The organism is Paludibacterium sp. B53371 (genome assembly GCF_018802765.1).
In the GTDB taxonomy this organism is placed as follows: domain Bacteria; phylum Pseudomonadota; class Gammaproteobacteria; order Burkholderiales; family Chromobacteriaceae; genus Paludibacterium.
Map to the genome: position 1 here is coordinate 3,185,210 of NZ_CP069163.1, position 12,846 is coordinate 3,198,055.

10 protein-coding genes, 1 pseudogene and 1 riboswitch are annotated in these 12,846 nt (G+C 62.0%); of the genes and pseudogenes, 5 read left to right on the plus strand and 6 right to left on the minus strand.

All coding sequences use genetic code 11. From position 1 onward, the window contains the following. Positions 1-17 precede the first annotated feature (17 nt). On the minus strand, positions 18-4,508 hold the full coding sequence (locus tag JNO51_RS15175) for an EAL domain-containing protein (protein WP_215778894.1): 4,491 nt from the start codon (positions 4,506-4,508) through the stop codon (positions 18-20). 373 nt (positions 4,509-4,881) lie between these two features. Here JNO51_RS15175 and JNO51_RS15180 point away from each other — a divergent pair, with 373 nt between their 5' ends. The 3 genes from JNO51_RS15180 (at position 4,882) to JNO51_RS15190 (ending at position 7,472) form a co-directional block, all read left to right on the plus strand. Then, positions 4,882-6,570 (plus strand): GGDEF domain-containing protein, encoded by a 1,689-nt coding sequence (locus tag JNO51_RS15180; protein ID WP_215778904.1) that lies wholly within the window; start codon positions 4,882-4,884, stop codon positions 6,568-6,570. Positions 6,571-6,698: 128 nt separating this feature from the next. Continuing rightward, entirely contained in the window at positions 6,699-6,917 is a 219-nt protein-coding gene (locus tag JNO51_RS15185; RefSeq protein ID WP_215778907.1) for a hypothetical protein, read from the plus strand. Between the two features lie 30 nt (positions 6,918-6,947). Beyond that, a complete protein-coding gene (locus tag JNO51_RS15190; RefSeq protein WP_215778909.1) occupies positions 6,948-7,472 on the plus strand; it encodes a GAF domain-containing protein in 525 nt (174 codons plus the stop codon). Between the two features lie 4 nt (positions 7,473-7,476). On the opposite strand, the gene JNO51_RS15195 is transcribed toward JNO51_RS15190, so the two are convergent. The 3 genes and pseudogenes from JNO51_RS15195 to JNO51_RS17435 all read right to left on the minus strand — a co-directional run. Beyond that, on the minus strand, positions 7,477-8,067 hold the full coding sequence (locus JNO51_RS15195) for a TMEM165/GDT1 family protein (RefSeq protein WP_215778911.1): 591 nt from the start codon (positions 8,065-8,067) through the stop codon (positions 7,477-7,479). A gap of 5 nt (positions 8,068-8,072) precedes the next feature. Continuing rightward, positions 8,073-8,244, minus strand: a riboswitch (yybP-ykoY riboswitch). A gap of 47 nt (positions 8,245-8,291) precedes the next feature. Further along, positions 8,292-9,794: a hypothetical protein gene (locus JNO51_RS15200; protein WP_215778913.1), complete on the minus strand. Its 1,503-nt coding sequence runs from the start codon at positions 9,792-9,794 to the stop codon at positions 8,292-8,294. Positions 9,795-9,869: 75 nt separating this feature from the next. Continuing rightward, positions 9,870-10,095: pseudogene (locus tag JNO51_RS17435) on the minus strand (transposase); the annotation flags it as partial. Between the two features lie 218 nt (positions 10,096-10,313). Here JNO51_RS17435 and JNO51_RS15210 point away from each other — a divergent pair. Next, positions 10,314-11,255, plus strand: a complete 942-nt coding sequence (locus JNO51_RS15210) for a hypothetical protein (protein WP_215778917.1) — start codon at positions 10,314-10,316, stop codon at positions 11,253-11,255. A gap of 91 nt (positions 11,256-11,346) precedes the next feature. Here the strand turns inward: JNO51_RS15210 and JNO51_RS17570 are convergent, their stop codons facing one another. Continuing rightward, complete coding sequence (locus tag JNO51_RS17570; protein ID WP_215778919.1) at positions 11,347-11,547, minus strand: bacteriocin; 201 nt, start codon at positions 11,545-11,547, stop codon at positions 11,347-11,349. Between the two features lie 347 nt (positions 11,548-11,894). On the opposite strand from JNO51_RS17570, the gene JNO51_RS15220 reads away from it, so the two are divergent. Continuing rightward, the gene (locus JNO51_RS15220; protein WP_215778923.1) at positions 11,895-12,365 is read left to right on the plus strand and encodes a hypothetical protein; all 471 of its coding nucleotides are present in this window, start codon (positions 11,895-11,897) and stop codon (positions 12,363-12,365) included. 72 nt (positions 12,366-12,437) lie between these two features. Here JNO51_RS15220 and JNO51_RS15225 read toward each other — a convergent pair whose 3' ends face one another. Then, entirely contained in the window at positions 12,438-12,671 is a 234-nt protein-coding gene (locus JNO51_RS15225; RefSeq protein WP_215778925.1) for a hypothetical protein, read from the minus strand. Positions 12,672-12,846: the final 175 nt, after the last annotated feature.

A 12,846-nucleotide genomic window follows, 5' to 3' on the forward strand; every position in this document is an offset into this window, starting at 1 on the left:
CCCGCTGAACAAGTGATTCACCCTGCGTTTGAAGGCAAAAGGTCTGGCTGCAAGGCGGGCATGGGAGCATGACGCTGCCGGATACGCGCGGCCAGCCAGGTCATCAGGCGCTGCGCGGCTTCCTGACGGCCCTCGCCCTGATGGATGGCGCTGTGCCAGTAGTGCGCCACATCGGCATCCGGTCCGAGGGTATCGAGGAAACGTCCCAGCGGGCAGCAATTGAGATGCTGCGGCGGATGGCAGCCTTCGCTGTGCATCACTAACCACAGATACGCCAGGGCGCCCATTTCGGACTGGATCTGGCCATGCTGCACCGGGAGCACGAAGTGCTGCTGCCAGCGCAGCAGTTCCTCGGCCGGCATCGGTCTGGCCAGGGCATAGCCCTGGCCGTAGTGTGCGCCGAGCAGGGCCGCCGCCTCCACCATGGTCTCGTCTTCCAGCCCTTCGACCACCACCTCGCAGTCGAAATCGCGTCCCATCTGGATGATGGCGCCGAGCAGACTCAGGGTCTGAACCGGATTATCCTGCGCACGTGCCAGCAGCGCCTGATCGCTCTTGATGGTCCGGAACAGCAAGGCGGACAAGCGTTGCAGACTGCTGTAGCCGGAGCCCAGATCGTCCATGGCCAGATGCACACCAAGCTCGTTGAGCCGGGCAATGGCCTGGTTCTGACTGGCGAAGTCGATGCTCTGGTTCTCCAGCAACTCCAGGTGCAGACGCTCCGGCGCAATGCCGTAGCGGTTCAGCGCCTCTTCTACCCAGGCGACGCAGGCCGGATCCAGCAGGGTGTGTGGCGGCAGGTTGACGGTCACCTCCAGCGTCAGGCCCTGCGCCTCCCAGTTCACCAGCCAGTACAGAGCCTGATCCAGCCCCAGGCGGAACAGGCGATCAAACTCGACATTGCTCAGCAAGGGCAGGAAGACGCCGGGGGCCACCAGGGAGCCGTCCGGCATGCGCAGCCGTGCCAGCGCCTCAACCTTGCGCAGTTTGCCGCTGCGCAGGCAGACGATCGGCTGCATGAACATTTCCAGTCCGCCGGCAAACAGTTGTTCGCGGTAGCGGCGGGCGGCGGTTTCTTCGATGCCGGCGGCCTGGCCGACCGGGCTGAAGCGTTGCCAGATGGTGCACAGGCGTTGTTGCAGACCGGCGGCAAACTGTTGCATCGAGCGCGACTCGAACTGATTGGGCATGCGGCCCTGGATCGCCAGCACATGGGCCGCATCACCGCTACCATCGCGAATCGGGATCACCACCATGCTGCGAATCGGGACGCGGTCCAGTACCGGGTGCCAGGTGGCGGTGCGCGGGTCGCGGCCATAGACGGCACAGGTTTCCGGGTTGCCACTGCGCCAGGCCAGCGGAATCACGCCACGACCCGCCTGCTCGCGCGTATCGAAGACCGGCTGCATGCCCGGCGTGGCCAGAATCTCACGGATGGGCTCGGCCATGTCGCCGGCACTGGCTTCGACCTGGAAAATCCCCTGTGCATTGGGACGCAGCAGCTGGCAGGCCAGCACACCCGGCAACTGGCCGATGGCCTCCAGCTCGCTGTGCCAGGCTTCGACCGGCTGCACGTCCTCCGGCGGCAGGGGGCGGGACAGCAGGACCTGGTAGGCATCCTGTACGGACTGCGCGCCTTCCAGCTCGGCCTGCAGATCGTCCTGCATCCGGGCATCGGCGGCCAGGAGCACCCGGTAGCGTTCGCGCGCCGACAACAGACTGCGATTGAGTTGTTCGCCCAGCTTCTGGCGGAACAGTGCCCGGCTTTGCGTCAGCAGGGTGCTGGAGACCCCGACCAGGGCATGGACGCCGCCGATCTGCTGGCCGCGCTGGATGATCCCTTCGCGGGTGGTATCGGGTGCCAGCAGGTAGCGGCAATGCTGCGCCTGAGCCTGACGCAGATGCTGCAACATGCTCTCGTCCAGGCTGGTGAGGATATCCGCAATCGGCAGTCCGGCATGTCCCTGGCGGAAAAAGGCGGCGGAGAATTCGTGGATGACCTGTTCAAGGGGGGCATGCAGGCGCTGCAGCAAGACGGCTGCCTCAGCGCCATAAGGGTCAAACACCTGGTCCACCATGGCGGCATCGCTGACCTCGCCGGCCTGGCACCACCAGCGGCTGCGCTCATGCTTGTGCAGCTTGGCCTGATACATGGCGACATCGGCCTGGCGCATCAGCAGATCCGGGTCCAGGGCATCGCGCGGGAACACCGCCAGCCCCATGCTCATTCCCACCGAGGCCAGTTGTCCCGGCATGACCTCGAAGCCCTGCTCCACCCCCTGATGCAGCCGTTCGCAGACGCGCTGCAGTTGTTGCTGCAGTTGCTGCTCGTCCAGGCCCTCGATGACCAGCAGGAACTCGTCCCCGCCCAGGCGGGCCAGCATGTCGGCACTGCGCAAGGCCTTTTTCAGGCGTTGTGACAGTTCTTGCAGCAAGCGGTCGCCGGCCTCGTGCCCCCAGGTGTCGTTGACTGGTTTGAAATCATCCAGGTCGATCATGCCGACGGCGACCAGAGTGCCCTGGCGCCGGGCCAGGGCGATGGCATGTTCCAGATGCTGTTCCAGTGCATAACGGTTGGGCAGTCCGGTCAGGGCATCGTGACGTGCGCGGTGGGCCTCTTCGCGCTGCATCAGGCTCAGGCGCTGCTTGAGGTCCATTTCGTCCAGACCATGACCGAGCAGGGCGGCAACAAATTGGCACAGTTCGATGGTTTGCTCGTCAAAGACGTCGCGCTGCGGCGAGACAAACATCAGCACCGCCCAGCACTGGCCGGCGCGCCAGACCGGCGCTGCCAGTGCGGCATGCCATCCGTGGCGCTGGTTGAATTCACGCCAGGGGGCCAGCAGCGGGTCATCCAGGTGATCGTTGTTCACCACCAGCTGTGCACTGCGCCAGGCGCGCAGGACCAGCGGGCAACCCTGTTGCGGCATCAGCGGCAATTCGACCTGTGGCAGCTCCACGGTGCCGCAGCCGGCGCTGGCCAGAACCTCGAAGCGTCCATCGATATTGGGACGCCCCACCCAGACGGCATGGAACTGTGTCCCATCGATCAGTTTTTCACAGGTGCGCAGCAGCATTTCGCTGGCGCTGCGCGCCTGCAGCACGACGTCGCCTTCACTCATCAGGGCGCGGTAGAGGTGTTGCAGGCTGATGATGCGGTGGCGTTGCCAGATTTCGTGCAGGCCATGGCCGATGCTGCTGGCCAGCGCCTGCAGCACATGCTGGCTGTCGTGATCGAAGACGTCTTCGTACTGGCAATAGACGGTCAGGACAGCACTGGGCTCGCCCTGGACCAGGATCGGCAGGGCGGCAAAGGCGCCGAAGCGGTGGCGCTGGGCCATGGCCAGCCAGGGCGATTGCAGTTCGGGATGATGGTAGCGGGCGGCGAATACCGGACGGGCCTCGCGCCAGGCGATGCCGGTCGGGCCATTGCCACCGATGACACCGGCCAGGGCAGAAATATGCACATTGGCCAGATAGTCGACCTGCCCTTCTGCCGCCAGCACGCTGAAGCGACCGTTATCCGGGTCAGGACGACCGATCCAGGCCAGCATCATGCCGCCCTGACTGACCCCTGCCTGGCAGACGGCGGCAAACAGCGCCTGCTCACTGTCGCACAGGCTGCCCTGGCGGTTGATCTCGGCCAGCCAGGCATTGAACTGCACCAGGGTCTGCATGCGCCGCGCCTGTTGTTCGCGCCGGGTGACATCCTCGATGGTCCAGACCGACCACTCGTCGCTGCTCCCCTGCAAACGCACGCCGGTCACATCGCACAGCAGGACGTCGCCGTCGCAACGGGCATAGCGCACGCCATGCAGACTGACCCGCCCGTCTCGCTGCATCTGGTGATAGGCCTCGCCAACGCGGCGATATTCATGCTCATCCGGGTAAATGGCGCGCACGGACTGGCCGACCAGTTGCGGCAGCGTGTAGCCGAGCATGCGCGCGCAGTTGGCATTGCTGCGTTCGATGATACGGGAGCGGACCAGGGCGATGCCGACGCGCGTGTTGTCCAGCAGGGCCTGCTGCAGCAGACGGGCATCCAGCCGGTCCAGCCCCATGCCCAGGTCGGCAGCAAACTGGCTCATCGCCTGCCGGATGGCGGCATCGTCGCCCAGCGCTTCATGTGGGTGGAACAGCCCCAGGATGGCCCAGGGCTGACCATTTTTGTGAATGGGCAAGGCGACGCCGGCGCGGATGCCCTGTTGCAGGGCCTGGCGCTGCCAGGGGGCGAGTGGCCGCAGCGCGGCCAGACTGGCCAGCAACACCATGTCGCCGCGCTGCCAGGCCTGCCGGGTGGGTGACTCGTCCTGCTCACCACCGGTCAGCACGTCCAGGCAGGTCAGATCGCCGCTGGCGGCCAGGATGCGAAAGTCGCCGTCCGCATTCGGCTGGGCAATGAAGGCCAGCTGCAAGCCGCCGATGCGGACTGCGCTGTCGACGATCTGGGCCAGCAAAGCCGGCTCATCCTCGCCGTGCAGCAGCAGTTGGCTGATCGCAGCACGCATGGCGTGAAAATCGGCCCAGTGCACCAGACGGCGCGTGGCGCGGCCCGCCAGGCGCAGTCGTTCCAGCCAATGCGACCACCGCTGTTGCCACCGACTTGCGGCGGAGCTTCCCTCCGTGACTGCGCGACCTTTCACCGCCACCCTTTCACCATGCCACCTCTTATTAGGCCATTGTCATGGTGAATGATAAGCGATTTTGGCATTTACGGATAATGTCTCCAAAGACTGTCGTCGGACTGCCAGCTTGCCTGTCTCCGTCACACGGGCGACGTGTTTGTTTGCTATTCTTTATGCAACTCTCATACACCCCCTTCGCGACCGCAGCCAGACGATGGACGGGGAGGTGGTTTGCTCGCTGATCTGGAGTCATGTCTTGGTTTTCTTGCTTGCCGTGACCAGCCTGCTGTTGCTGCTGGTCCTTGGTCTGGTCCTCCCGGGCGGGCTGCGCGCGCGCCGTTGGCTGGAGGCCCTGCCGGATGCCGTGCTGGTGGTAGACGCGCACGGCATCATCCGCCATGCCAACGCCCGCTGCCGCTTTTTGCATCCGGATGCGCCGGCAGGTTTGATCGGCACCCCCATCCTGCAATGGCTGCCACAGGGCAATATTCTGCAAGCCCCGGTTTGGCGTGCGCTGATGCTGGCGCAAGACTCCTGCGCCAGCGGCAGTCTGGGACAGCATGACTGGCAGGCCGCGGCGGATCAGCTCCTGCCGCTGGTGATCACGGCCAGTGCCCTGCCGCAGCAGCACGCGGTGCTGCTGGTGCTGCGGCGTCCTCAGGATCAGTTCCCCGATCACCCGCAGTACTATCTGGCCGCCAAGCTGCTGCAGAGTGCGGAAAGTGACGCCGGCATCGGCTCCTGGGTGTTGCACAGCGAGAGCGGGCGGCTGGAGTGGAGCCAGGCGGTGCACGATATTTTCGGTACGGACCCGCGTGATTTCGTGCCGACCGAAGAAGGGTATTTCCGCTGTGTCCACCCGGAGGACCGCCAGCGGGTACGCGAGGATCTGAACCGGCTGATGCAGGGGGGCCAGCCGTTTGATATCGAGTATCGCATCGTGCGGCCGGACGGGCAGGTTCGCCATTTGCTGGAGCGCAATCATATTCACCAGCTGGCCAATGGCCAGATCGATCATCTGTGGGGCACGGTGATCGACATGACCGAGCACAAGCAGCTGAAGACGCAGCTGCAGTTGTCGCAGCTGGCGGTGGAGCACAGTTCGGAAGGGATTGCCATTGCCGATGCCGATATGCAGTGGCTGTATGTCAATCCGGCGCTGGCGGGCATGTGCGAGCAGTTGCCGGGGATGGCACCGCATTTTTTGTTGCCCGGGGTCGATCGCGCCCTGAGTGCCGGTGATCTGCAGGCCATGCTGGCCGACGGACAGGACTGGCAGGGGGAGCTGCGAATCTGGCGGCCGGACCGCCCGCCCCTGCCGGTGCTGGTTTCGGTCACGCGGCTGGCCGCCAATGACAGTGGCGCCCATTCGGTGTGGGTGCTGACGGATATCAGCCGCATCAAGGAGGCCGAGCGCAAGCTACGCATGCTGGCGTTCTTCGACGGACTGACCGGCCTGGCCAACCGGACCTTGTTTGCCGAGCAGTTGCAGCGGCAGCTACAGACCGGCACAGGGCTGGCGCTGGCTTTCATCGATCTGAATGGCTTCAAGCAGATCAATGATGCCCTGGGCCATGAGGCTGGTGATCTGGTGCTGTGCGAAGTGGCTCAGCAGCTGCAGTCGGTGTGCCAGCCCGGGGATCTGGTGGCGCGCTGGGGCGGTGACGAGTTTGCCTTGCTGCTGACACACGGCGCGACACTGGCGGAATTGCAGCCGCAGTTGCATGCGCTGCGCCACCGTATCCATCTGGTGCGTCAGGCCGGGACGCGTACGCTGACGGTCAATGCCAGCATCGGCGTGGCCTTTTATTCCGACCGGACGGCCGGCAGCGAGCAGCTGGTTCAGCGGGCGGATCAGGCGATGTATCAGGCCAAGGCACAGGGCGGCGCAGCGCTCTGGTTGCAGGATGAAGACGGACTGCGCCCGCTGCCGCAACGGCCGTGACACTGCTCGGACCATATCTTGTGTCTTTTGCGCTGCATCACCCCATTTTCTTGTTGCATTTCGCAGCGCAGCGACTAGAACTAGTGTAGTTCGGTCTCAGCCACCCCAGATGTGGTTTGGAGGAAGTCATGGAAAGGCGCTTGAGCCAGTCGGATATCGCAGCGCTGCGGCAGCTGCAGCACAACCCGCTCGATTTCAAGGCGTTCAGTCATCCGGCCCTGTGTGCCAGTCAGTTCATCGAATCCAATGGCTGTGGCGGCTGTCGGGTCAGCGCCTTCGGCGCACGTTTTCTTGCCTGGCTGGATCGTCGCTACCAGGTATTGTGCGATCTGGGCAGCGGTCTTTGAGCCTGTCTCCGGCCATGCAGGTCTGGCGCCATGATCTATCATCCACCTGGCGCCCTGTCCGAGCCGAGTTCCAGCATGAACGTCCTGCGTGAGTTGTTGTTTACCGATATTGAACCGGAAGACCGCATTGATATTCTGGCGGCCTACTGTCGCACCCGCTTTGATGTTTACAAGGCGATGATCACCGTCATCCATGCCGAACAGCAGTGGGTGAAGCGCCACCGCGAGCTGGTGGAGATCTTTATTCCGGAGACCTTCAGCTTCTGCCATCAGACCCTGGCCGACGGCAATGTGTTTGAAGTCCCGGATACCCTGCAGGACCCCCGCTTCAGCGATCACACCCTGGTATGCCAGGAGCCCAGGGTGCGCTACTACATCGGCACGCCGCTGGCGCTTCAGCCAGACAAGCCGTTCGGCACGCTCTGCCTGCTGGACTTCAAGCCCAAGCACTTGTCCTGGGAGGACAAGGTACATTTGCGCAAGGTGGCGCGCCTGATGGCGGAAGACATGCTGCAAAGCCGTCTGGTGCCGCCCGAGGTGGCCGGCACCGGCTGACGCCTCAGCCCCACAGCGGGGTGGTGGTCACGGCATGATGCAGGGCCAACAGACCGAGTACGACGAAGATGGCCGCAGCCAGCAAGTGTACTTTCCGGGTCGGCAGACGCTCGGCAAACCGGCTGCCCAGATAGATGACCGGGACATTGGCCAGCATCATGCCGATGGTGGTGCCGGCCACCACGCTGAAGTAATCCTGATAGCGTGCCGCCAGGGCGATGGTCACCACCTGGGTCTTGTCGCCCATTTCTGCCAGGAAGAACACCACGACCGTGGTGGCAAACACCCCCATGGCGCGCTTGGGCAGGCTGACTTCGTCCTCGTCCAGTTTGTCGGGAATCAGGATCCAGCCCGACATCAGCACGAACGATGCCACAATGAGCCAGTTGAGGATTTTGGGATTCAGCAGATCGGCCAACAAGGCGCCGACGCCGCCGGCACAGGCGTGATTGACCAGGGTGGCCACCAGGACACCCAGCATGATGGGCAGGGGTTTGCGATAACGCGCGGCCAGGATCAGCGACAGCAACTGGGTTTTGTCACCCACTTCTGCCAGGGCCACCAGACTGGTCGAAACAAGAAAAGATTGCAGCATAAAAAAATCCGGGCCGGCAAACAGACAATGATCGCATGCTCACCCCGGCCTGACGGCGGCGATGCGATCAAAGGTCTTGCCAAATCCCGGATCACTTGCACCATGCCGCATGCGGCAAGTCTGTTGATGCAAGTCCCTCTCGCTGACGGAGGGCGGCTACTCCCCAATGACGAGCGTCATATTATCAGCTAATCGTTTATTTTGCATCGCTATTTCTGCGGACATCACACCAGCTGCGAAGACAGCACCGGCAACTGGATCAGGCCATGAGCCTGGATCAGTCGCTGCGCATGCTCGGCCTGCCGCTCGGCTTCGGTTTTCAGTTGGTCAGCATGGTGATCCGGACTCAGCAGGGGCATCAGGTCAACGTGCAGGTGGCCGGGTTTCTCCCGTGTGGTATCGCTGACTTTCTGTGCCGCCAGATAGGTTTGCTGCCGGGTGCGCTGGCTGGCGGCTTTTTCGACGGTCGCATAGGCCAGCTGTGCCTTGTGGTAGCCGAAGGCAGTACGGGTGCTGGCGCTGTCCTGAATCTGGTTATAGACGTAGTCGCCATGCTTGAAATCGAGCGGCACCCCGGGCACGGCAGTATGGAAGCTGGCGCTGAGCTGCGTCTGCTGGTTTTGCACCACCTGACGTTCGGCCGGGTTTTTGTCATCGATCTCGGTCTGTTGCGAGGCCTGGTAGGAGAAGGTCTGCCACTCGTCCATGCGCCTGGCGTTGGGCTGGACCGGGGTGGCGTTGATCGCCAGGGAAAAGTCGGCGAGACCGCTCAACAGGGCGTGATCGTCTTCATTCAGCGTCGAGGGGTGGCGGGTCTCGGTTGCCTGGCTGTCCTGATGATTGAGCTGGGTGAAGCCGACCTTCAGCCAGTTGATCAGTTCTTCATCGGCATGGCCGCGCTGACCGGCCTGATCGAACTGCTGCAGATAGTGATCGACGGTCGCTGCCTGCTGCGACTGGCTGCCCCACAGGCGCAGGTCCCGGGTGTTGACGTTGAGCTGCACCTTGCCGGCGGTACCCTCGATCGTCAGGCTGCGGGTCTGTTGATCGACATGGAAGCTGTAGCGCATATGGGCGGTGCCGGAGGGTTTCAGATCCGCCTGAAAGTCCACCGCGCTGAGCAGCTGGCTGTCGTACTGCAGCAACCCGGTCATCGCCAGCCTTGGCGGCTCTTCCGACAGACCATCCAGCGCTTGCTGAAAGCCTTGCGCCAGCCCGGCCAGTGCCTCGCGCTCCTGATCACTGATGGCATTGTGGCTGACGATTTCCACCCCAAGCCGGTCATTCTGCTGGCTGAGGGTCACCATCACCTCGCCGCCGCCGACGGTTTTGACATGCAGACTGCCTTGCCGGGTGAACAGGGCCGTACTCTCGACCGGCAAGGGCACCGCCAGACGGATGCTCTGGGCATCATTGCTGGTGTCATTGCCCAGCCGCTGCATCACGGCTGCGCCCAGCCCCTGGAAGCGGTCTTTCTGCGAACTCAGGCGGAAGTTCTGCGCCAGCAGGGCGGACAGGGCATCGTGCTCATCTCGCTGCCAGACGACGGCGGGCAAGGTCGGGCTGAGCGAGGGCGTGTAAGTCACCACATCCGGATCGGCGACCGCCCCCAGCGTCACCACGGTCGAGGGAGAATCACTGCTGCCGGATGCGCTGGCCGGCGCGACATAGGACGGCGGCCAGGAGGCGGTGGCAGGAGGGGTACTCAGGGGCGAAACAATCGTCATATCGAAATTTTAATTTGAATTACTTATGCATAATATCGACCGGAATGGCAATTTGTTGAGGGGCGGCGTGCACCAGCCCAGGGCTTGGCGCAGCGCAAGGTTGAACAGGCATTTGGTTGTCAGGCAGAACGGAATGGCGACATCACTGAAGGTCTGCCTACGGCCACGCTGACCTGGCGGACTGCCGGGCCAGTTCATGTCACGGTCCGGCCAGATCATCTGGCCAACCGTGCGCTTTGAGCGCTGCGTTGTCGGCTTTCCAGTTCGTGGTCTTGTCCTTTGGCGAGACGGGCTTGCTCATGCCATCATCCTGCCCCGTCTGCCCGGGCCGTGATTTGTGCAACGAAGCCATTTGAAACAGCAACCCTGATCATTTTCCGCTCGGCGATATTTTATCCCCCTGATTTTTGACAGCGCCCCATCAGGAACGAATATAAATAGCCATGGTCAATATTCCGTTATTTAATCAGACAGTTTTACTTTTTGTTTATTCAAATTGACCACGAATAAAATATTGCCATGGCAAACAAACAGCGCACGATAATAATCGGCACTCTTATTTTTATCGGCATGGGATATTACTGGTTCTATCACAGTGATGGTTATCGCTGGCAAGCGGAGCCCCCCAGCCGTTATCTGCCGCAGAAAAACAAACAGGAGCCCTCTTATCTCGCCTATCAGAAGGCCACCATGCCAGACCTGGTACCCGGTACCCGCGACCTGGGCAAGGCGCAATATGAAGGCACGCCGCAATGGCAATCACCGCGTGACTTGCTGGGTGTTGCCGTGCCCGGTGGGGCGGGCCGGCTGGAGATCGTCGAGTATCTGCGCTTTCAGGAGCCAGACTCGGAGCGCTTTCACCAGGGCGCGCTGGTTTTCCGCTTCGAAACGCAGGGCCATCAGCCTGTGCAGGTACTGGCCATTCAGCCGCTGCGCTATGACCCCACCCTCAACCGCGTCATCCCGCAAGGGCGCCCATTGCCAGTGGTGGTGTCCCCCCCTGGCGGCAAGGTGAGCTATGAAGATCAGACACTGTATGGTCCGATCTCGCTGTTCAGCTTCAACAAAACCGGCACCACCACGCGGGGCTACCAACGCAGCGATACCGGCCTGGTCGCCTTGAGTCTGCGCAATCAGCGCTTGCTGCTGGCGCAGCACTTCATCAGTTCACTGATGCCGCCGGATGGGCCATGCAAGACCGGACAGCCATCTCCCTGCCGCCAGATCAACACCCGAATGCAAGTCTCTGCCACCGATGGTGATGCAAGCACGGCAGGCATGCCCTCCATCACCCTGACCAGTACCCTGCAAAGCCAGCAGGGCCAGCAACAGCATGCGGTGCGACTCATCTACAACCCGGCACGTCATCGCTACCTGTCGGCCACAGGTGCCGATATCGATCAGATCGACGCGCTGTCCCCAGCCAGGACCGATGCGTTTCTTGCGGCGCTGGTCCCCTGATCTGCAAAAACAAACGCTCAGGAGAAGTGACGCTCCTGAGCGTCTCCGTCATGACAGGCATTGTCCGGCGGATGACTTGAGTCTCGTTGCGCTACCCCGGGTATCGGCCAGGACTCCTTCCTTGCGCAGCGCGCTGAGCCCCTGCGACGCACCCTGCACTGCCACTGAGGACTCTCTGAGCACCATTCTTGATTCGATCAGCCAAACCTCCAGCCTCAATACCTCCCCCATACACCTGCGCCAACTCCTCTTCGCTGATAACCCGCATTTGATGGCAAATCACTTGTTTCATGTTTATCTCCTTAATATGTATAAAAACAAAATGAAGTTAACAAGAATATGCACCCATCCATCACCGAGCGCTCAGCTATGAAAGCGGGCAACCTGCTTTGTTCCTCCCCTGGCATGGCAGCTTTTTCTGATTTCATCAATTAAATTTCAATTAAAAATAAAACCACTCAATACGGCAACGAACGAAAGGGCGCTTGACATAATCTGCCCACCTTGGAGTATGGACAGCCATTCAAACAATAATCACCAAATACATATAGATATTAAATTTCCGCAAATTCGGGTTTTTATTGGATAAAACATGAACATTACCCACCCAGGTGCAGGGTCATCACCTGCGCAGTCCTCATGCTGTGCAGCCTGGCTTACGCCTGGGCCTACTCCCTGTGCGGCCTGACATGGAGCAGCGATAAACCACCGGTCTATCGCGATCAGCAGAACATTCAGGACCCGGGCGGACGCAGGGACAAGCGGGCGATTTCGTCCGATGCCTTGAAAACCGCCGACATCCCCTCGCTGATTGCCGGTTTCAGCAGGCTGGCGGATCAACTGGATGTGGGTACGCCCTCCTGGCAAAACCGCCATGATCTGTTTGGTGTCGCGGCGCCCGCGCAGCCGGGGCGTCTGCATGTCCTGTATGACCGGCGATTCAGCTCGGCGGATGGCCGTTTCTGTCGCGGCATGGCACTGTTCCGGGTCGAGACCCTGAATGACCGGCCGGGCCTGCTTTCCGGCGATCGCGACCTCGCGCAAATTGAAGGACTGTTTCCGGCCTCGGCCGATGCCTTTCTGGCTTCCCTGCCGGTTCGCCATGCCTGAGATTGCCAACAAAATGCCCGGGCAGCGTATGCTGCCCGGGCATCATCCCCAGCCGTTGCGCCAGACAGGGGGTTAGTCGTCGTCGTCCCCGCCCGGCGCCGAGTAGTCACTCTCGCCATCCCCACCATAGCCGCCCGCATTGTGGCCGGAGCCGTAGCCCTGGTTCACGTTGTAGGCACCCGCCACGCAGTTGGGGCTGCGACGCAGACGGTGCTGAACCCCCTGCGATGCCGCCAAACCACCAGACACCTGCCGCAAGGCATCGTCGGAGATAAACCGCATTTGCTTGCATGTCACTTGTTTCATGTTCTGCTCCTTCACAAGGTTAAGCTCAGGCAGCATGCTGCGCTGAGAGACAGGCATTCAGTGCTGCTGGAATGCCTGCTGATAGGAGAGACAGCCGGCAGACTTGGTTCAGCGCACAGGGTGGGGATTATTCCGGTTTAAGGCCCGGAAAAAGACACGGCGCGGGTCCCGTACC

Bases quoted from the DNA above. Each gene is read 5' to 3' on its own strand.
- JNO51_RS15175 (WP_215778894.1), bottom strand. From the start codon at position 4,508: ATGCGTGCTGCGATCAGCCAACTGCTGCTGCACGGCGAGGATGAGCCG.
- JNO51_RS15185 (WP_215778907.1), top strand. From the start codon at position 6,699: ATGGAAAGGCGCTTGAGCCAGTCGGATATCGCAGCGCTGCGGCAGCTG.
- JNO51_RS15190 (WP_215778909.1), top strand. From the start codon at position 6,948: ATGATCTATCATCCACCTGGCGCCCTGTCCGAGCCGAGTTCCAGCATG.
- JNO51_RS15195 (WP_215778911.1), bottom strand. From the start codon at position 8,067: ATGCTGCAATCTTTTCTTGTTTCGACCAGTCTGGTGGCCCTGGCAGAA.
- JNO51_RS15200 (WP_215778913.1), bottom strand. From the start codon at position 9,794: ATGACGATTGTTTCGCCCCTGAGTACCCCTCCTGCCACCGCCTCCTGG.
- JNO51_RS15210 (WP_215778917.1), top strand. From the start codon at position 10,314: ATGGCAAACAAACAGCGCACGATAATAATCGGCACTCTTATTTTTATC.
- JNO51_RS17570 (WP_215778919.1), bottom strand. From the start codon at position 11,547: ATGAAACAAGTGATTTGCCATCAAATGCGGGTTATCAGCGAAGAGGAG.
- JNO51_RS15220 (WP_215778923.1), top strand. From the start codon at position 11,895: ATGCTGTGCAGCCTGGCTTACGCCTGGGCCTACTCCCTGTGCGGCCTG.
- JNO51_RS15225 (WP_215778925.1), bottom strand. From the start codon at position 12,671: ATGAAACAAGTGACATGCAAGCAAATGCGGTTTATCTCCGACGATGCC.